Consider the following 19,952-nt stretch of genomic DNA (forward strand, 5'->3'; position numbering starts at 1 on the left):
ACGTACCTCGCTCACCTGCTCTGTCTGTTCTGTCCCGTTGCTGCCAGCATGACTTTCTCCTGATCGGCCTCGGTGCGACTGAACAGGCCAGTGACGCAGCCCTCATGCATGACGAGCACCCGATCCGACATGGCCAGAATCTCGGGTAGCTCGCTGGAGATCAGGAGGATGGCCAGACCACGCGCGGCTAACTCGGAGATGATGCGATGGACCTCGGCTTTGGCGCCGATGTCGATGCCACGCGTCGGCTCATCAAGGATGAGGATACGCGGCTCGGTCGCCAGCCATTTGCCCAGCACTACCTTCTGCTGATTGCCACCTGAGAGGGCGCGCACCGGCTGGGTCAGGCGCCCACCGCGCACGCGCAGGCGCTCAGCATAATCGGCGGCGATTTTCAGCTCCTGGCGCGACCTGATCAGTGAGAAGCGCGCGACGCGTTGCAAAATAGAAAGGGTGATATTTCGGGCGATGGAGAAATCGAGGACGAGGCCCTGCTGATGGCGATCTTCGGGGACGTAGGCGATACCATAGCGCATGGCATCGCGCGGCGAACGGATGCTGACCGGGCGCCCGTCAACCAGGATCTCACCGCTCTCGGCCTGATCGATGCCGAAGAGGACGCGCGCCACCTCAGTGCGGCCTGCCCCAACCAGACCAGCCAGCCCGAGGATCTCGCCACGCCGCAGCTGAAAGCTCACGTCGCGGAAGACACCGGCACGGGACAGATGGCGTACCTCCAGCACGACCTCACCAACTGCTGCCTCCTCTTTGGGGAAGAGAGCCGCCAGCTCTCGCCCTACCATGTGACGAACGGTCTCTTCGGGTGTCAGATCCTGAGCTGGAGCTGTGATCACCCGCTGCCCATCACGCAGGACCGTCACGCGGCTGGCCAGGCGAAAGACCTCCTCCAGGCGATGGCTGACAAAGAGGATCGCCACCTGCCGCGCCCGCAGCTGCTCGACGATGGTGAAGAGGTCCTCCACCTCGCGCGGCGAGAGTGAGGCTGTCGGCTCATCCATGATCAAGACACGTGCATCCTGCGACAAGGCTCGCGCAATCTCGACCAACTGCCGATCAGCCACCGAGAGGCCCCGCACCGGTAGATAGACATTCAGCTCCACACCCAGCGATTGCAGCAGCTGCTCTACCTCGCGATACATACGGCGCCAATCGATGCGCCCCAGGCGATCGCGCGGCTGATGGCCCATAAAGACATTCTCGGCCACGTCAAGATCAGGGAAAAGGGTCGGTTCCTGATGGATGACAGCAATGCCAACAGCCTGAGCCTGCGCGGGGCTGCGCAGCTCGACCGCCTCGCCGTTGATTTTGAGGAGACCACGATCGGGGCGGTGCACGCCTGCCAGAATCTTTACCAGCGTGCTTTTGCCGGCACCATTCTCGCCTACCAGCGCATGGACTTCGCCCGCATAGAGGCTCAAGTCCACCTCTTTGAGGGCTTGAATGGCCCCGAAACGCTTGCTAACGCCGACCAGCTCGATCACGGGCACCGCCGCTTGCGGCGCGGCAACTTCCATAGTTCCCCCTGGTGAGTGTCTTTCGCAGACGATCAGTGCTACATTCTATCCGCTGATCCGTTCGACGATCAGGCAATCGGCCAGTCAGTGAGCCTGGTCGTTGGCTCGCTCTGGCCGGGGTGCATGGGCCGGCTGCTAATTGAAACGTTTCAATGCTGAGAGTATAATCGAGGCCAGCCTGATTGTCAAGGGGAAGAGCGCCCTTATGCGCAGGGCAAACGGCAGGAAGATGGCCAGAGGGCAGACAGTTGTGGCATACTATCTTGTGATACAGTCGGGTCAGTCAGCAGAGGATGTGGCTTCAGCGGCCCTCCTGATTGCCACCAGGGCCAAGACAGGACCTTCTGCCCCTGGTAGATTGCGGCGCGACCCAGGCTGAATAATGCACAGCGACGAGAACCTCGCCCCAGCCCAGCGCGCAGGAGCGGCCCATATTGAGAGGGAGCGACCGCCAGACCGCCTGCAGCACTAGGGGGCTTGCCTTATCATTATCATCTTCATGCCTATGGATTTCGCTTCTGTCTATGGAGTGCGTGCATGCCAAGTATTCGTGAGGTAGCCGAGCGGGCCGGTGTCTCGCTTGGGACCGTCTCTAATGTGTTGAATCATCCCGAGCTGGTAGCGGAAGAGACAAGGCAGCGCGTGCAGCGCATCATTGACGAGCTGGGTTTTGTCCGCAATGGTTCGGCGCGCCAGCTTCGCGCCGGGCGCAGCCTCTATATCGGCCTGGTCGTGCTTGATGTGGCCAATCCCTTCTTTACCGAGGTGGCGCGCGGCGTCGAGGATGTGGCCAGCGAGGCTGGTTACGTGGTCATCCTCTGCAATTCAGACGACTCGCCTGAGCGCGAGGCCCACTATCTGCGAGTGCTGGAAGAGCAGCGCGCGCACGGTGTGCTGATCACCCCCGTGCTTGATGACCACACCCATCTCTATCGCCTGCGCAAGCGCGGCATCTCTGTGGTCTTGCTGGACCGTCCGAGTCGGCAGTCAGATCTGTGCTCGGTGGCCGTCGACGATGTGCATGGGGGCGAGCTGGCTGTGGAGCATTTGCTGGCCCAGGGACACGAGCGCATTGCTTTTGTCAATGGCCCGCATTCGATTCGCCAATGCGCCGATCGTCTGGAGGGCGTGCAGCGGGCGGTGCGCGCGGCAGGCGCTGATCCCGCTCAGGTAGTCTTAGAGGTTACCAGGCCCTTTCTGAATGCCCGCGAGGGAGAGCGCGCTGTCGAGCAGATCTTGAGTGTGAGCGAGGCTGAGCGCCCAACAGCCATCTTCTGCGCCAACGATCTGCTGGCTCTGGGAGTCATGCGCGGCCTCACCAGGCGCGGCTTTGCGATCCCGCGCGACTTTGCCCTCGTCGGCTACGACGATGTTGATTTTGCCGGCATGCTTTCGACGCCGCTGACCTCCGTGCGCCAGCCCAAGTATCAGCTTGGCCGCAGCGCTGCCGAGCTACTCCTGGATGAGGCCGACCATCCCACTACGCACGAGCACCGCCAGCTTACCTACCAGCCCGAGCTGATTGTACGCGAATCCAGTAGCTATCGCCGTCCGCGGCGCTCCCGCTTCACGCGACCGGGCGCATCTCCTACCTCTCCCTGAGCGCCTACCCGCCTCTGCCTCGTCTTGCTCCCTACTTGCTGCTTATCCCAAACTGCTTCTTCGCTCTCTAACGTCGCCTGATGGCCAGTTTTGCCAGGCGCTCACCTGCTTGCAGTAAGGTCTCGTCGTTTTTGCAGAAGGAGAAGCGCAGATATTTGCTGCCGATATGGGAGTGTTCAGGGCAGTAGAAGGTCTCAGGGGGAATACCGGCGACGCCGATCTCGCTGATAAGATAGCGCGCAAATTCGAGCGGCGTGCCGTTGAAGACCGGTGAGAAGTCGGCCAGGACAAAGTAAGTGCCCTCGGGCACTCGATACGGGAGGCCCGCAGCATCGAGAGCCTGCAAGAGCAACTGGCGCTTGTGCTCGTATAGCTCCTTCAGGCCCCGGTAGTAGCTATCTGGAAGGCTCAGGGCGTAGGCAATGGCTTCCTGGGTGGGATGGTGCACGGCAAAGGTGATGAACTGATGGGCACGAGCGACACCGTCCACCAGGTCGGGATGACCATAGACCCAGCCGATCTTCCAGCCGGTGGCGCTGAAGGCTTTACCCGAGCTGCTGACCGTCACGGTGCGTTCGAACATGCCAGGCAGGGTGGCAATGGGAATATGGCGCGCATCGTCAAAGATCAGATGCTCGTAGACCTCATCGGCAATGACAGTTACATCGTGTTCGATGCACAGTTCAGCGATGCAGGCCAGTTCCTCACGCGAGAAGACGCGTCCACAGGGATTATGTGGGGTATTGAGGATGAGAGCGCGTGTTTTAGGCGTGAAGGCGGCGCGCAGCTCAGCGGGGTCGAAGGTCCACTGGGGTGGATGCAGCGGCACGTAGACGGGCGTGGCGCCGGCCATGAGGATATTAGGTACATAGGAATCGTAGAATGGCTCGATCACAATGACCTCATCGCCAGGATCAACCAGGCCCAGGACGGCGGCAAAGATGCCCTCGGTAGCGCCCGCGGTCACAATGACGCCGCGCTCCGGGTCGATCTCCAAGCCATAGAAGCGCGCCGCGTGAGCGGCCACGGCGCGGCGCAGCGAGGGCGTCCCTGGTCCCGGGGCGTACTGATTGTACTGGCCGGCTTGCAAGGCCGCCACGAGCTGGGCAATGATGTCGGGAGGGGTATCGAAATCGGGTCTCCCTTGCCCCAGATTGAGGGCGTTGTGCTGCTGTGCCAGGACGTTGATCTCCGTAAAAATAGTAGTCCCAAAGCTCGCTACACGCCGAGCAGCAGTAGCCATGCCTGTGTGCTCCTCACAAAGCTTTGATCAGTTGAGACTATTATACCTCTCTGGTATACTCCCAGTATATGCCGCTCTGGGGGAGAGAGGCGAGTGCCTGGTGAGTCTGACCTGCACTCGACCGAGCCGACGGAGCGGCCTGATGTCTTTGTCCGGCAGGGCAGGACCACTGAGCTGGCCCGCCGCCCGCCTCTCTGGTCTCATCTAGCTAGTCTGGTATCTGGTAGGGAGTCAAACGTTGCAAGATGGCTGTGGTGAGAGGATTGTACACTGTTGATTTGTTGAAGGATCAGCGTCTGAGCATTATGGGGCATCCAGCGGGCGGCGCCTTGCTGGAACAGGCCATCAAGATGCTGCGCAGCGCGGGGGTAGATGTGCTGGTCTCGCTGCTAACGGGTGAGGAGATCGAGGAGATTGGTCTCCAGCGTGAGGCCCAGACCTGCCAGGAGCAGGGGCTGCGCTATTTCCATTTCCCGATCCCTGACCTGCAGGGGCCACCGCTGGATGGCGAGATCCAAGACCTGCTGAGCGAGCTGTATGAGCTGCTGTGTGCCGGTCAGCATATTGCAATCCATTGCCGCCTCGGCATTGGGCGCTCGGCGATGATTGCCGCCGGACTGCTGGTGCGCGCAGGCTACTCGGTGCCGCTGGCCGTGGGCCTGCTCTCGTCGGCTCGCGGCTGCTTTGTGCCACAGACACCGACGCAGCTGGAGTGGATTGAGGCCCTGGAGCGCTACTATCGCCAGCAGGGCCTGCCTTTTCTTGACGATGCCTGACTGAGCTGAACTGAGCCGAGCCGAGCGCGTCCGGCAGCCCCGTCCGCGATGATCTGCCCGGAGGCCATGCGGCCCATGCGGCCACTGCGGCCACGGCCAGGGTCAGGGGCCACACTCGCTTAAACTTCGCCATAGACCGGCAGACCGCCCACGATGGTGGCCTGAATACCGTTGCTGACCAGGCGCTCGGGCGGGATCTGAAAAGGGTCCTCGGGCAAGACCACGGCGTCGCCAAACTTGCCGACGCTGAGCGAGCCTTTGTCGGCCTCCTCGGCACCAGCATAGGCCGCCCCAAGGGTGTAGCCATAGAGCGCAGCGCTCAGCGAGAGCGCCTGCTCCGGCAGCCAGGAGGGGCGCCCACTCTCGGGATCGGTGCGCTGGACGGCGGCGTAGATGATGCGTAGCGGATCAAATAGCTCGACGGGAGCATCAGAGCCAAGAGCGAGAGGAATACCACGCTCGTACATGGTGCGATAGGCGTAGGCCCGTCGATGGCGCTCCCCCCAGTAGCGTTCGGCTATGTCACGATCGGCCACGGCATGGTAGGGCTGCACCGAGGCAATCACGCCCAGGCGGCGCATCCGCTCCAGATCGGTAGCGTGAATCAGCTGCACATGCTCCAGGCGATAGCGCAGGCGCTCGCCAGGGCGCTGGCCCTGCTCAGTCAGATGGCGCTGGGCCAGTTCGATGGCGTCGAGCGCCACGCGCGCCGCCCGATCACCAATAGCGTGGATGGCAATGAGCAGATTTAGCTCGCTCGCCTCCCTGACCAGGGCACGCATCTCTTCCTCGGGCGTAGCCAGAATCCCGTAATTTGAGAGACTGCCCTCGTAGCTGTCGAGCATGGCGGCGGTCTGCGAGCCAAGGGTGCCATCAGCGAAGATCTTGATGCCTCCAATGCGCAGCAGGACATCCTCTTCGTCCGCTTTGAGCAGACCAGCGCGCAGCTCGGGCAAGGGATGACGCTGGAGGATCATGCGCACGCGCAGGGGCAGCCGTCCCTCCGTGCGCAGAGAGGCCAGCAGCTCGTAAGCCGCGCGATCTTCGATATCGTGGATGGCCGTAATGCCAGAGCGCAGGAGCGCCGCGAGCGTTTCCTGCAGGAGCTGGCGCGCCAGGGCCGGTGAAGGGGGGGAGATCAGACGAGCGACCAGTTCCATCGCTGCCCCTTCCTGCAAAATGCCGGTCGGCTGACCATTGCCATCGCGCAGAATAGCGCCGCCGGGCGGATCGGGCGTCTCGGCGGTGATGCCCGCCCGCGCCAGAGCCAGCGAATTCACCCACAGCAGATGACCGTCCTTACTCCAGAGAGCGACCGGATGCTCGGGCGCTGCTGCATCCAGCACCTCCCTGGTGGGGAAAGCGCGCGACGGCCAGCGATTGCGATCCCAGTGGCTGCCAACAAGCCACTCACCGAGGGGCGTACGGGCCGCGCGTTCTCGCACCAACTGAGCCACCTCGTCGGCGCTATTGCAGGCCGCCGCGTCGATGTCGTGGCTGCGGTAAGCAGTGGCCAGCAGATGGATATGAGCGTCGATGAAACCCGGCAGAACCGTCTTGCCGCCCAGATCGATCAGCTCGGCCCGGGCCCCGGCAGCCTGGCGGACCTCGACATTGTCCCCGACCGCCAGGATACGCCCGCTCTCACGCTCGACGGCCATCGCCTGGGCCTGGGGCCGAGAGGCATCCATCGTATAGAGCCTGCCGTTGAGATAGACTATTCGGCTCATGCTCAACGCCATCCTTTATAGAGCTGGGTTAGCTCGTCAGCACGCTCACTGCGCCGCCCAGGACGCAGCGGCGAGGTAGCGCGCAGGACCTTGTAACGACTATTGCCGCCCACCTCCTGCACCTCCTCAAAGCACTCCTCCAGCACCGGCTCGTACTTCAAGAAGCGATTGGCCACCAGGTAGAAGCGCCCACGGCGCGGCGTCAGCAGCCGGGCACTTTCGCGGATAAAGCGTTCACCGACGGCCTTCGTATTAACGCCCCACACATGGAAAGGAGGATTGGTCGCGATCAGGCTGAAACGCTGCCCGCTCACGGCGCTGGTGGCATCGCTGGGCAAAGCCTGGGCGTTGTTCAGGCCCTTCTCCTGCAGCCGCTGCTGCGCCAGGGCGACCGCCGCCAGGCTGGCATCAACCAGGGTTACACTGCCCTTGCGGGCGCGCTCAGCAATATGCAGGCCAATATAGCCGGCTCCACAGCCGAGATCGAGCGCCACATCGGTCACATAGACCTCCAGCGATTCCAACAAGAGGCGCGTCCCCTCATCCAGCTCACCACCGGCAAAGACCTCGCGCTGCGGCCAAGCCGGCGGCTCGGCAGAGAGAGGCGTCTCGGCAGTCTTCGCCGCCGCTACAACCCGCCAGCCCTTGCTGATCTCTACCGTCTCCAGATTGCCAAAGTACTCGCGCATGCGCCGCGCAATCGAGAGAATCCCTCGATCCTTCGCTCCAGTCACATAGAGACGTCCGCCGGGCTTGAGGGCATAGCGGGCCGCCTCCAGCCCATAGTAGACCCAGGCTTTGGAGGGCTGATAGAGCAGATTCATGACCGCGACATCTATGGTATTCGGCGAAGTTTCTCGCGTATACTCATGGAAAGGAATGTGTTGTAACTGGCTGCGGGCAGGGACAGCGTACGCTTGTTCAAGGGCGCCGACGTTGTCTTCCGCCAGAATGATTCGCCCACGGCTGAGCTGACGCGCGGCCACCTGGACAAAGGGGTCCGCCGCTGAATTTAAGATCAGCAAGCGCTGCTCAGCATGCAAAGGAACATTGTCAGCTAAGAGTTGAGGATGGAGCATACGCATGGCCCTCTACGTTGATACTGCTTTCATAGATGATATCACGAACGTGGCCCGCACGGTACCATTAGCCGGCGTGACCACCAATCCAACGCTGTTGCTGGCCGCCCGTGAGCGCGGTCAGCAGCTCTCGCCCCGCCAGGTGCTGGAGGCGCTGCTCGAGGCCTCGAGCGGCCATGTCTTCATGCAGCCGGGCGCCAGCGAGGAAGAGGAGATGTATCGTGAGGCCCTCAGCTACATCGAGATGGCGCCCGAGCGTGTTATCCCGAAAATCCCGATGAACCAGGTGGGCATGCGCGTGGCCCGCCGTCTGAGCAGCCAGGGCTATGCGCTGGCTTTTACCGCCGTCACCACTGTGCCCCAGACGTATTGCGCCCTTCAGGTGCGCGCCGATTTCGTCATTCCCTACTACAACCGCCTGGAGCGCTCCGGGATCGATGCCACAGCCCGCATCTCTCAGATGTCCTCGCTCTGCCGCTCTCAGGAGCCAGCCAGCACGCGCGTGCTGGTGGCAAGCATTAAGACACCCGAGGAGGCCGCCCGCGCTCTCCTGGCCGGCGCTCACGATCTGACTGCTCCTCCCCAGGTCCTGCTCGATTTCATCAGTGACCCGCTCAGCGAGGAGGCCATCCAGCGCTTCAACCGCGACTGGGAGAAGATGAACAAACTGTAATCGTTCACGTCTCGCTAGCATACATGAACGATGAAAGAATGTTCATTGATTAGCCCCCCACGTTCATGCGATTCTCATCTGAGCGCGCTATTATGTAGGCGTAACGAGCTTCAGAGAACGGTTCCGCGGGCGCGAGGCAAATGTGGGGGGGATAGTAGAGAAACGGGACTCCTGGGGTCAGGCAACGTGGCAGGGTGGCACGTCTCTCTGGGCAGTTCTCCGTCATCTCACTACTACTACTTGCTCGACACGGATCGGCGCAACGTGGTGAGGGTGGTTACTTCGGAAGCCTGAAGGGCGCCTCCCCTTCAGGCTTTTTTGTGCCCGGCTTCTTGCCCCCCTTCCTCTCTCTCCCCTCTCGCTGCCTTCGCCCTGGCTCTCCCTCCATCACCACCGATCACGCCCCGTTTGGGCTACCAGTCTCCCTTTCACTCACCTGCTACCCTGCCCACCCTCCCAACCTGCCCCATCCCGCTACCAATTCCGCAATCCCTCACCCCAACCAGGCCCTCAGCGCTGGTGCCAGCGATTCCGCAGCTCCTCCCAGCAAGCACGTAGTTGAGCCAACCGCCTGGCATCAGGCTCTTGTCGACCATAGCGCGATGCCAGATAAGCCACCGTGAGCCACTCCAGGCGCGGATCTGCCAGAGGAGTGGCGGCCTCCAGACGCCGCCGATATTCCAGGGGCGTCTCGTTGGGCAGGCGTGGATAGCCTTGTTGCCTGGCTTCCTTGAGAAGAGCACGATAGATGGCCCGCATGCTCTCCAGGCTCCTTGCCGCTTCCTGCCGCATCCCTTGCCTCGACAGCCAGCGGGCTTCAACGGCCTGCCGTCCGTGCACAAGAGCATCTCTCAACTTCCTCGCCAGGATCTGCAGCAATTCCCAGATCTGACTCCAGAAAAGGGCTGTAGACCACAGGCTCTCGTGACGCTCCTCAAGCTCCCCTCGCTCATAGAGCCGCACTCGTCGCTGGCGCAAGGTCCTTCCGATCAGGCGAACGCAGCCAACCACGATCAGAACCAGGAAGAGCAGCACCAGAATACGACTGGCCAGAAGCAGGCCCGCTGGCAGACTGCTGCTCTCCCCAGGTGGTCTGAGGCCCGGCTGGCCCGGTCCTCGTAGTGGATGGATGATTAGCTCTGAAGTTTGAAAATGGAAGGCTTGCAGCAGCCAGAAAAGCGGCGTGAGCAACCAGACGATGAGCTGCGCGAGGCCGCGCACGAGCCAATCATACGGGATCGAGAGAAGGGCCAGTCCACGACGGAGTACCTCAAAAAGACTGGCACCCGCCAGCCCGGCAACCGCCAGACTGAGGAGCACCATGAGCAAGGCCAGGCCCAGGAAGAGAAGCAGAATGGCTTGCTCTTGCTCTTGCGTGCTTCCTTCCAGGCCGAAAGGATGGAGACGGCGCTCTGCAATGGCCTGCGCCAGCGCCTGCGCCAGGAGAGCGCAATAGATAAAGAGCGGGACGAGCAAGAAGAAGACCACCGTGCCCGCATCGACCAGGCGCTGCTCAGTGTCACTGCCGTGACCGAGGTGGATGAGCATCGCCAGGAGCAGCAGCAGGCCGCTCCCGATGAAGGCCCAGCGCACCAGCGCTGGCTCCGCCTCCTGACGCGCGCGTTTCGCCCCTCGCCAGACCAGCAGCGCCGTACACAGGAGAATGGCCACGCTGCGATAGGCGGCAGGTCGTAGGGCAAGGAGGTCATTGCCCAGCGCGAGCAGCCAGACTGGATGATAGAGCGGAAAAGCTGCAGCATAATTGTTGAGCCAGCAGAGACAGAGCGCACTGGCGATCAACAGGCCCACAATGAGACCTCTGCCCGGCAGCGGCTCGCCAGGACGGTCGAATTCATCGAGCGGCGGCGTGTGGCGCACAAGGCGCTGCTCCCAGAGGCGCGTGAGCCAGAGCGCCAGCGCGCCGAGCGGGAAGAGCACCCAGAGTGGCAGTAGTGGCTGGGCGCTCATGAAGAGATGCAGCTCAGCCAGCACCTGCAGCCAGGCGGCCAGGGCACAGACCTCAAGAGCGAGACAGAGATAGGCCACGAGGCGCTCGCCCGCCGTACGCACGCCTGGCAGATAGGCGGTACTCTGCGAAAGGCGCTCGCGGCGTCTCCGCTCTGCGAGGGCGATGCGCACTAACAGATCATCTGGCAGCTCCGGCTCGCCATTCAAAGGATCTTTGTCTCTCACGCCTTTCTCCCTGGCAGCGCGCTCCTCATACTCGCTTCCTGCACCGTCGCTCCGCATGTCGCCTCGGCCAACGACACACCCGGTAGCGGCAGCAAGTTGCTATCCCTGTCGAGGGCACTCTGCCCCCCATTCCGCTGGCAGAGTGCCGCGCGGGTGATGGATGATCATGATCATTCTGGAAGCGTTGCCTCTTCATTGTATCGCCAGCCAGAGGGAGCTGCAAAGTGCCCTCTTCTCCCCCCATCTCACTCACTTCTCCGCCTGCTTTGACCCGGACTATGCTCCTGAGCTAAGCACCAGGCCGTTCTATAATTTCAGAGCAGCATGCCAATATATCAGTGCAGGCGCCAGGCTCGGCGGCCAACAACCAGGCTCGCGCCAGCGAGGTAGAAGGAGGCAGCGCCGGACCTGGTCGCCGTTAGTCAGCAAGAGCGGAAGAGAAGAGCGATGTCATTCCAGTCCTTGTCGTCAGCAGCGGCGCTGGTCGCCACCCCCCAGCGCACCTACCGGCACCAGCCAGCGATCGTGCGTCAGTGCAATCGCCTGGCAAAGCAGCTGGCTACCCTGGCCATTACCCGTGTGCGCCCTCTCTGTGAGCGGGCTGTACAAGCAGGAGCGTGGGAGCCGCTCGCGGAACTGCTCGGACCAGACCTGCCCCCAGAGGAGAGCGCCGACCTCTACACGCAAGGTCTCTGCTCTCTAGTACTGGCCGCCGCCCTGGCCGGCCAGATCAATGAGCACCAGCGCGAGCGTGAGCACAATGGGCTGACATCCGTGCTCTCTTGGCTGCCTCTCTCGCTACAGCCCCCCTTTAGACAGATGCTGCTGGCCCCGACGCTGGCCAAGACCATCGCCGAGCTGCAGGAGCTGAGCGCAGCGGCCCTCCTCCCCGCGGCAGACAAGCAGCTCGCGACGCGCGCTATGGCGTCTCCGTTTCAGGCACTGGAGCAAGATCCGCTCATCTACTGCTATGAGCAGTTTCTGCATCACTACCGCCCCAGCCTGCGCCAGGCGGGCAGCATCTACGCCACACCAGCGCCGGTGGTCTCCTACATAGTGCGCAGCGTCGACCTTCTGCTGAAGCAGGCCTTCGCCCTGCGCCAGGGCCTGAGCGAGTTGGGGAATTTCGAGGTCATTGATCCGGCAGTCGGCAGTGGCGCTTTCCTGCATGGCCTGATTGAGTTTCTCTATAGCCAGCTCGTGCGGCAGGAGGAGTTGGAACGTTGGCCGTGCTTCGTAGCTGAACAGCTTTTACCCAACCTGCGCGCTTACGAACTTCTGCCAGCCCCCTGGCTGGTGGCCCATCTCAGCCTCGGTCTCAAGCTGGCGGCCTGCGGCTACGACCTGCGCCAGCGGCCCGGAGTCCTCAGCCTCTCCCTGGGGGACGGCTTGCTCTGGCTGGTCCGGGAACCGGCCCGTACGGGCCTGCCCGTGCTCATCGGCAACCCTCCCTATGGCAACTTCGGACGTCCCACCCGCTACCCCTGGCTACGCCTTCTCCTGCAGGATTACAAGCGCGATCTGGGCGAACGTAAGCTGAACCTGGACGATGACTTCATCAAGTTTATGCGCTGCGGCCAGTGGTATATCGAGCAAGCGGGCTGCGGTTTACTAGCCTTTATTACCAGCCACACCTATCTTGACGGTCTGACCCACCGCCGCATGCGAGAAAGCCTGCTCGCCAGCTTTGACGAAATTTACCTGCTTGACCTGCACGGCAACAGCCAGCGAGCAACCCGGGCCGAGAGGAGAGAACCCGATGAGAACGTTTTCCCCATCCGCCAGGGCGTAGCCATTGGCCTTTTTGTCAGGCGCCGGGCCAGTGCTCGCAGCCCACGGACCGCTCCCAGGCGGGCGATCGTCCACTATGCGGCCCTGCGTGGCAGACGCAGCGAGAAATATGCCCGGCTGGCAGGGATGGACCTGGAGAGCACCCCCTGGCAGCGTCTGCAGCCGCAACCCCATCTCTACTTCTTCGTGCCGCGCACCCTGGCTCACCAGGCCGAATGGGAACGGTACGCGGCCCTGCCGGAAATCTTCCCAGTCTACGGCACAGGGATCAAAACTCACCTTGACGCCGTGCTGGTTGGCCCCTCCGACGCAGCCATCGCCCGACAAATTGCTGCCTATCTGGCCGAACACAGCCAGGAGGAAGAGATCAACGGAACAAGTGCAACCGCCAGCGATAGACGCCGCGGTACGCCGCAGCACAAGGCCCGGCTCTTGCGTCAGCTCAGCGCACTGCCACCTCAGCAGATCTACCGCGACTACGCCTATCGCCCCTTCGACACACGCCGTATCGCCTACTGGCCTCCCGCCATCGAGGCCGGCGACCACCGCTTTGCGCTGATGCGCCATGCCCTGCGACCCAACATCCTGCTCGTTACAACGCGCCAGCTGAGTCAAGACAGCTTCCAGCACGTCTTCGTCAGCAGCGCCCTGACCGACATGTGCCTGCTTTCAACCGCGACCCGCGAGTGCGCCTACGTCTTTCCTCTCTACCTGTTCGAGGGTGCGGGAGAGGCGTGCCCGCGCCCGAATCTAGCCCCCTCCTTCGTTAACGCTCTGACGAGCCGTCTCAACCTGCAGTTCGTGCCCTGGGGGAGTGGTGATTTGCTCACCAGCTTCGGGCCAGAGGCCGTACTGGCCTACCTCTATGCTATTCTGCATGCGCCCATCTACCGCCAGCGCTACGGCGAGCAGCTCAGCAGCGACTTCCCGCGCTGCCCTCTGCCAGCGCATCGTACCAGTTTTCGTTTGCTCTACCGTATCGGAAGCCGTCTACTCAAACTGCACCTGCAGACCAGTCTCCCCCGGCCTTCGGCCTACGTCCTGCCGCCTGCTCAGGCCGCCCACCTGCGGATCGAATTCGTGCACTATACAGCGGATGGACGCCTCTGGGTAAACCCCCGCCAGGCCCTGGAGGGCCTGCCGCCCGAGTGCTGGCGCTTCCGCATTGGCCATTACCAGATCTGCGCACGCTGGCTGCAGGAGCATCTTGGGCAGGAGCTGACCGCCGCCGAGTATGAGCGCTATCGCCTGCTGCTGGCCATTCTCACCGAGACGCAGGAGCTGATGGCCCAAAGCGGAAGCGCCCTGGAAGCGCTGCTTCCCTGAAGAGGAAAGGAAGGGGAGAGATAAGCACCCGGCGGGCCGCTCCAAGTGGAGAGGAGAGCCAGGGCGCAGCCAGACAGAAGGTCCTACTGCTTGAGCAAAAACCCGCGCTGGCACGTCTAAAGACAGTGGCGGAGTGCTATAATTATACGAGCATCTACCACCCAGTCCACTCAGGCACAGTCAAAGGTACCTGCCGCTGAGCCGGGTAGCTTGCTCGCTCAAGGTGAGGGCCGCTTCGGGCGAGCTGAGTGAGACAGGTCTTGTGCGGCCTTGAGCCGGAGCTGGCACGGCAGAGAGGCCACAGCGGAAGCTGATCGACCCGTTTCGTGCTGCTCTGCTCCGCCGGTCAGGTCCCAGCCAGCAGTTGCGCCCCGATGGCATCGGGTGCGAATGAGGTCGCCACGCCAGCGGTCGAGAAGTGCTCGCGACCGCTCCCCAGGCGAGCGGTCTGCCCTCCGCCGAGGGCGAGAGCTTGAGATTGATCGTAGTACAAAGGAGCCTGTAGTTACTGTATTCACGAGACGAGAGACGAGGGGGCTGTTGGTCATATGGCCAAAAAGATCTTGATTATGGATGACGACCCCACCATCGCCGATCTCCTGACCGAGGCGCTCGCCGACGAGGGTTATGAGACCCACATGACGACGCAGAGCCTACGCTTCTACGACGCCGTACGCGAGCATGATCCCGATCTGATCCTGCTCGATATCATGATGCCCTATCTGGACGGACGGGACGAGCTGAAGCTGATGGAGATGTGGCTGGAGAAGAAGATTCCCGTGATCATCGTGACGGCCTATCCTAATGTGGCCCACGAAGAGCAGACCTTCCGCGACGCTGGCGTCGTGGAGATTGTCTCGAAGCCTTTTAACCTGGATGAGCTAGTCGAGCTGGTGCGCAAGACCATCGGCGAGCCGTGAAGGTGACGATCCCGGTTTCAGAGGCAACAAGGACAACAAGAGCTAAGAGAGCAAGAGCAGACTGAGGGCAAGAGGAGAGCAAGGTTATGGAGGCGAAAGTACGCGTCGCGCTCGACGCAATGGGGGGGGATTACGCTCCCGGGGCCACAGTGCAGGGGGCGGTGGAGGCGGCGCGTGAGTACGGCATCGGCGTTCAGCTCGTGGGTCATGAGGAGCAGATTCGTGCGGAGCTGGCCCGCTACGACACCCACGGCCTCGACCTGGAGATTACCCCCACCGATGAGGTCATCGCGATGGATGAGCACCCAGCCACCGCGGTGCGGCGGAAGAAGAATGCCTCGCTGGTGGTGGCCCTGGAGCTGGCGCGCAGCGGCCAGGTTGTAGGGGCGGTCTCCGCAGGCAATAGTGGCGCCATGATGGCCGCTTCGCTGTTCGTTTTGAAACGCATCGCCGGCGTCGATCGGCCCGCCCTGGGGACGGTCATGCCAACGCGTACCGGCACAACCCTGGTCCTCGACGTGGGCGCCAATACAGATTGCAAGCCTGAGTACCTGCAGCAGTTTGCCCTGATGGGGGCCGTCTACATGGAGCGCATTTTTCACATCAACCGCCCACGGGTGGCCCTGCTGGCCAACGGCGAAGAGGAGACCAAGGGCAATCAGCAGGTTCAGGAAACCCATCGTCTGCTCAAAGAGAGCGCTCCGCGGCTCGGGCTGAACTTTATCGGCAACATTGAAGGGCGCGATATTCCAGCAGGCGCTGCCGAGGTAGTGGTCTGCGATGGTTTCGTGGGCAATGTTGTTCTCAAGCTCAGCGAGGGACTGGCCGAGACGCTGATCGCCATGCTACGCAGCCAGATGACCAGCAACCCGGTCAATACCCTGGCGGCGGCGGTGCTCAAGCCGAGTCTGAAGCAGCTCTTCAAACGCCTCGACTATGCCGAGTATGGCGGTGTCCCTCTCTTGGGAGTCAATGGTGTGGCGGTCATTGCTCACGGGCGTTCCAACGCCAAGGCCATCAAAAACGCGCTGCGGGTGGCACGCGAAACAGCGGAGCAGGGAGTAGTGACGGCCATCGCCGAGGGCCTGGCCAGGTTGGGAACCGGAGGCGAGCAGCGAGCCGAGGCCGAGGTCTAGGCTGCTACCCGGCTGGCCTCTCCGGGAGTGAGGGGTGGGAGAGAGAACCAGTGCTGAGCCAGCCCGCCAGTCAGGAGAAGCAGCGCTTGAGAGAGGCCACCCAACGCCAGCCAACCGGCGCAGCGCTGGATTTCGCCATGCGCAGCCTGCGCAGTCGCTACCGCTATAGCGGGGGCCTCTCCCGTCCTGTCGTGAGAGGAGCTAATCCTCGCGCAGGCTACGCTTCAATTCACGCACGAAGCCGACCAGACCTTCGAGCCAGGTCATCTCGGTCGAGGAGTTGTGCTTGCCCATCTGAGCCTGATATTTCAGACGGGCCTCACGGAGAGCACGCACGCGCAGCTCGGCGGCCCGATGCACATCGTAGGCGGCGCGGCGTCGTGGGTCCCCCAGGACCTCGTAGGCCTCGTTGATCAGCTTCATCTGCTGCTCATATCTAGCCTGCATACCCGCCGTGTTCTGATTCGCATCAGGATGATAGCGACGTGCCAGACGCAGATAAGCGCGCCTGATCTCCTCGGGCGAGGCGGTTGGTGCTATTTCCAGAATCGAATAATAGTCCTGCATCGCTGGCCTCATTCACCCGTACTGCCGAAGCCACCGCGCCCCGGCCCCAGGGCCGTCGCCTCCTGCCAGCAGGCCCGGACCACTGGAATGAAAATACCCTGGGCGATGCGCTCGCCGCGCCTGATCAGGACAGGCTCGTCACGGAAGTTGTAGACCTGGATCAGCACCTCATCACCTTCGCCGCAGTAGTCCTGATCGATAATACCCACCCCATGAGGGATCAGCAGCCCCTTGCGTCGCGGCGTGCTGCTGCGCAGGGTCACCAGCAACAGATAGCCCGGTGGCGTGCTCACAATGACATTGCCCGGAATGAAACCGAGATCGCGAGGTGCGATCTCTGTATCCTGACGGCAGAGGAGATCAAAGCCAACCGAGCCAGCAGTGGCGTAGGTCGGCAACGGCAAGGTTGGGTCCACACGTTTGATCGCCACGTCTAGCGGTTGCAGATACTTGTCCATTTCTGCTATTCTAGAAAAGAGCTTCTGTGACGTCAAGAGAAGGTGCTGGATTTCCTTGTTGATAGAAATGGGTGGCCAGCGCCGCCGGGCGCTGGCGGCTGCTTTCCTACCTTTGCCATTGCTATGTCGGGCCGCAGCCTGGTGTTGAGTCTAAAACTCAAGTTGCTTGGGCTGGTGCTCCTGCTCTGCCTGGCCGTCAGCACGACAGTGTATGCTGCCAACTCAACCTATCATGCCGTGCAGCATCTGCAGCAACAGAGCGCCCTGGCCAAAGCGGGGGATGTGCGCAGCATTCGCCCCTGGATGACGATTCCCTACGTGGCTCATGTCTGCCATGTACCAGCTGCGTACCTTTACCGGGCCTTGCATGTTCCAGAGACGCCCTCTGTACAACATCTGACCCTCCATGCGCTGGCCCTGCGTACAAAACGTCCTGTTGACGAGTTGATTCGCACGCTGCAACAGGCCATCGAGACCTATCGCCAGCAGCACCCAGGGCCAAAAAGCACCCCGACGAGAGAGCCTGCGGCATCCTCTGCACTGGCAAAGGGAGAACGGCCATGAGCGCCTTGCTTCCTTACCTGGTCAACTGGCTGCAAGAGTACGGCTATCCTGCCCTGTGGGGACTGGTCTTTGTGGGGGCCGCCGGCATTCCGCTCCCGATTACGCTGCTCTTGCTGGCTGCGGGCGCCTTCGCCGTTCTGGGGGATTATAACCTCGGCTTGCTGGCAGTGCTGGCGATAAGCGCCGCCGTGGCCGGCGATAGCGTCGGCTATAGCCTTGGTCGCCGCTGGGGCAGTCGCCTGCTCGATTACCTGGAACACTCGCCGCGGCACTGGATTCCACCGCAGGCCCTCAGCCGCGCACGGCAGCTCTTCCATAAGCGAGGTGGATGGGCGATCTTCCTCGGTCGCACCGTCTTCTCGGCCATCGGGGTGCCGATTACGCTCCTCTCAGGAGCGGAGCGCTATCCTTACCGCAAGTTTCTGCTCTTCGATGCGCTCGGCGAGGTGGTCGGCGTCGGGCTGCCGCTCAGCCTGGGCTTTCTCTTCGGCGCCAGCTGGGAGGCAGTGGGTGAGATTCTCGGTACCATCTCGCTGCTCTTGCTGGCCCTGGCCCTGGCCACCTGGTTGAGCTACCGCTTGCTGCTACTGCTGCGCCGCCTGCGCGCAACTCACACAGAATCCCAGCCAAGGCCCCGGCCACAGCTGGAAGAGCCAGAGCGGGCCGCCTCTCCAGGGGCCGCCCCCGGTTCCTCGGGTTCCCTGCCACTTTAGCCCACCCTCACGCGTATGTAATAGTGATTGCAACGTTGAAAAAGCATACTCCTTTTATACCAAGGTACTCTTACGTTGATATATAACATCTTTAGAGCGTCAGTGCTGCCACAGACTGGCACGGAAGGAAACCTTTAGGGTATAATTGGAATAGCGCTGGAATATTTCTGGGCCGTACTGTGTTCCTATCGGTAGAAGCAACGTGTCTCATCTTACATCTTTCTCCTACCCGGCGTTAGACCTGGTCTCTCTCAGGTCGAAGGCTCGCTTTCCCTGCGTGTAGGGTCAGACAGCCTCACAGCCGCTATCTTGCTGCTTAAGATAGACACTACCTTTTCATGGAGGGCGCACATGTTAGACCTGGAGCGTGCCGACACGGGAAATGCGCTTATCTTAGACGATCAGCCCACACGAGACGATCCAGATCTGGAGAAGCAGCTTGACCAGTTGCTTACGAAGGATCTTGAATATATAGATTTTGACGACGACAACGACGACGCTGTTGTTGATGATGGAGAGGAGGAACCTGGCAAGGACGAAGAGCCTGAACTGGACGAGGACCTCAGCGGTCTGGAGCCAGCAGCCCTGGAGTTAGAAGAGATGCCTGATATGCATGAAGATCTGACGCAATTGCCAGGTTCGCCTGAGCTAGAAGACACTGCCTCGTTGCTCTCTCTTCCTCCCCTGCCGGCGACGCGCGCGGGTGCAGCACGCCGCCCCGGTGGGCGCCGGCGCCGCGCCGACTATGCGGACGAGAGCACGGCGAGCGCTCTAGACACCGGCGAATCGGACGCTGTGATGGCATATCTGCGCGAGATTGGGCGCGTGCCAATGATCTCGCATGAGCGAGAAATCGAGCTGGCCAAGCGCATCGAGATGGGCGACCGCGAGGCCAAGAAGCAGTTCATTCTGGCCAATTTGCGCCTGGTGGTGAGCATCGCCAAGCGCTATGTCGGACGCGGTCTGAGCCTGCTCGATCTGATCCAGGAGGGCAACATCGGTCTGATTCGGGCCGTGCAGCGCTATGACTGGCGTCGGGGTCATCGCTTCTCGACGCATGCCACCTGGTGGATTCGCCAGGCCATCAGTCGCGCGGTGGCTGATAAAGGGCGCACGATCCGCTTGCCCGTCTATGTGAATACGGCGTTGAACCGCATCCGCCGCGAGCGTCAGCGCTTGCTACAGGAGCTGGGCCGCGAGCCGACTGAGCAGGAGCTGGCCGAGGCCACGGGGCTGGACCCGATCCGCATGCAGGAGCTGCAGTCGGCCCCAGGCGCGCCTGTCTCTCTGGAATTGCCGGTCGGCGAGGATGAGGAGCAGGAGCTGGGCGATGTGCTGGCTGACACAGAATCCGCTTCACCAGAAGATATCGCGACAACCCAGACGCTGAAGGACGAGGTCCAGCGCGTGCTGGAGTCCGTGCTGACGCCGCGCGAGCGCCTGGTGCTGCAGTTGCGCTTCGGCCTGGGCAATGGCCAGGCTCATCCGCTGGAGCAGGTGGGCCGCGAGCTGGGGATCACCCGCGAGCGTGTGCGCCAGATCGAGGCCGGCGCTCTTGCAAAGCTGCGCCAGCCGCCGGTCCTGGAGCGTCTGCGCGGCTGACATGACTGGCGCCATCGCCGTCGTGGTCGACTTTCCCAGTCCAC

General features: G+C 62.2%; 16 protein-coding genes. 9 read left to right on the plus strand and 7 right to left on the minus strand.

Annotated features, from left to right (window positions below):
• Positions 1-11: 11 nt before the first annotated feature.
• Entirely contained in the window at positions 12-1,535 is a 1,524-nt protein-coding gene (locus tag A4R35_RS13675; protein ID WP_112430251.1) for a sugar ABC transporter ATP-binding protein, read from the minus strand.
• Between the two features lie 537 nt (positions 1,536-2,072).
• Here A4R35_RS13675 and A4R35_RS13680 point away from each other — a divergent pair.
• On the plus strand, positions 2,073-3,137 hold the full coding sequence (locus A4R35_RS13680) for a LacI family DNA-binding transcriptional regulator (protein ID WP_112430253.1): 1,065 nt from the start codon (positions 2,073-2,075) through the stop codon (positions 3,135-3,137).
• Positions 3,138-3,204: 67 nt separating this feature from the next.
• On the opposite strand, the gene A4R35_RS13685 is transcribed toward A4R35_RS13680, so the two are convergent.
• The gene (locus A4R35_RS13685; protein ID WP_112430255.1) at positions 3,205-4,380 is read right to left on the minus strand and encodes an aminotransferase class I/II-fold pyridoxal phosphate-dependent enzyme; all 1,176 of its coding nucleotides are present in this window, start codon (positions 4,378-4,380) and stop codon (positions 3,205-3,207) included.
• A gap of 245 nt (positions 4,381-4,625) precedes the next feature.
• On the opposite strand from A4R35_RS13685, the gene A4R35_RS13690 reads away from it, so the two are divergent.
• Positions 4,626-5,156: a protein-tyrosine phosphatase family protein gene (locus tag A4R35_RS13690; protein ID WP_112430257.1), complete on the plus strand. Its 531-nt coding sequence runs from the start codon at positions 4,626-4,628 to the stop codon at positions 5,154-5,156.
• 119 nt (positions 5,157-5,275) lie between these two features.
• Here A4R35_RS13690 and A4R35_RS13695 read toward each other — a convergent pair whose 3' ends face one another.
• A complete protein-coding gene (locus A4R35_RS13695; RefSeq protein ID WP_189361790.1) occupies positions 5,276-6,886 on the minus strand; it encodes an amidohydrolase in 1,611 nt (536 codons plus the stop codon).
• A gap of 2 nt (positions 6,887-6,888) precedes the next feature.
• Entirely contained in the window at positions 6,889-7,965 is a 1,077-nt protein-coding gene (locus tag A4R35_RS13700; protein WP_189361791.1) for a methyltransferase, read from the minus strand.
• A gap of 4 nt (positions 7,966-7,969) precedes the next feature.
• On the opposite strand from A4R35_RS13700, the gene A4R35_RS13705 reads away from it, so the two are divergent.
• Entirely contained in the window at positions 7,970-8,638 is a 669-nt protein-coding gene (locus tag A4R35_RS13705) for a transaldolase family protein (protein WP_112430263.1), read from the plus strand.
• Positions 8,639-9,148: 510 nt separating this feature from the next.
• On the opposite strand, the gene A4R35_RS13710 is transcribed toward A4R35_RS13705, so the two are convergent.
• Complete coding sequence (locus A4R35_RS13710; RefSeq protein WP_189361793.1) at positions 9,149-10,831, minus strand: DUF4129 domain-containing protein; 1,683 nt, start codon at positions 10,829-10,831, stop codon at positions 9,149-9,151.
• Between the two features lie 447 nt (positions 10,832-11,278).
• Here A4R35_RS13710 and A4R35_RS13715 point away from each other — a divergent pair, with 447 nt between their 5' ends.
• The 3 genes from A4R35_RS13715 to plsX all read left to right on the plus strand — a co-directional run bounded on the left by A4R35_RS13715 (position 11,279) and on the right by plsX (position 16,004).
• A complete protein-coding gene (locus A4R35_RS13715; protein WP_112430267.1) occupies positions 11,279-13,948 on the plus strand; it encodes a type ISP restriction/modification enzyme in 2,670 nt (889 codons plus the stop codon).
• 548 nt (positions 13,949-14,496) lie between these two features.
• Positions 14,497-14,868 (plus strand): response regulator, encoded by a 372-nt coding sequence (locus tag A4R35_RS13720; protein ID WP_069805377.1) that lies wholly within the window; start codon positions 14,497-14,499, stop codon positions 14,866-14,868.
• Between the two features lie 86 nt (positions 14,869-14,954).
• Positions 14,955-16,004: a phosphate acyltransferase PlsX gene (gene plsX / locus A4R35_RS13725; protein WP_112430269.1), complete on the plus strand. Its 1,050-nt coding sequence runs from the start codon at positions 14,955-14,957 to the stop codon at positions 16,002-16,004.
• A gap of 201 nt (positions 16,005-16,205) precedes the next feature.
• On the opposite strand, the gene A4R35_RS13730 is transcribed toward plsX, so the two are convergent.
• Both A4R35_RS13730 and A4R35_RS13735 read right to left on the minus strand, forming a co-directional pair.
• Positions 16,206-16,571, minus strand: a complete 366-nt coding sequence (locus A4R35_RS13730) for a DnaJ domain-containing protein (protein ID WP_223258336.1) — start codon at positions 16,569-16,571, stop codon at positions 16,206-16,208.
• An 8-nt stretch (positions 16,572-16,579) separates the two neighbouring features.
• Positions 16,580-17,029: a dUTP diphosphatase gene (locus tag A4R35_RS13735; RefSeq protein WP_112430273.1), complete on the minus strand. Its 450-nt coding sequence runs from the start codon at positions 17,027-17,029 to the stop codon at positions 16,580-16,582.
• A 42-nt stretch (positions 17,030-17,071) separates the two neighbouring features.
• On the opposite strand from A4R35_RS13735, the gene A4R35_RS13740 reads away from it, so the two are divergent.
• The 3 genes from A4R35_RS13740 to A4R35_RS13750 all read left to right on the plus strand — a co-directional run bounded on the left by A4R35_RS13740 (position 17,072) and on the right by A4R35_RS13750 (position 19,908).
• Positions 17,072-17,593 carry a hypothetical protein gene (locus A4R35_RS13740; protein WP_112430275.1) on the plus strand — a complete coding sequence of 174 codons (522 nt, stop codon included), beginning with the start codon at positions 17,072-17,074 and terminating at the stop codon, positions 17,591-17,593.
• Positions 17,590-18,306 (plus strand): DedA family protein, encoded by a 717-nt coding sequence (locus A4R35_RS13745; protein ID WP_112430277.1) that lies wholly within the window; start codon positions 17,590-17,592, stop codon positions 18,304-18,306. Before A4R35_RS13740 ends, A4R35_RS13745 begins: the two co-directional genes overlap by 4 nt.
• 351 nt (positions 18,307-18,657) lie before the next feature.
• Positions 18,658-19,908, plus strand: a complete 1,251-nt coding sequence (locus A4R35_RS13750; RefSeq protein ID WP_112430279.1) for a sigma-70 family RNA polymerase sigma factor — start codon at positions 18,658-18,660, stop codon at positions 19,906-19,908.
• Positions 19,909-19,952: the final 44 nt, after the last annotated feature.

The organism is Thermogemmatispora tikiterensis (assembly GCF_003268475.1).
In the GTDB taxonomy this organism is placed as follows: Bacteria; Chloroflexota; Ktedonobacteria; order Ktedonobacterales; family Ktedonobacteraceae; genus Thermogemmatispora; species Thermogemmatispora tikiterensis.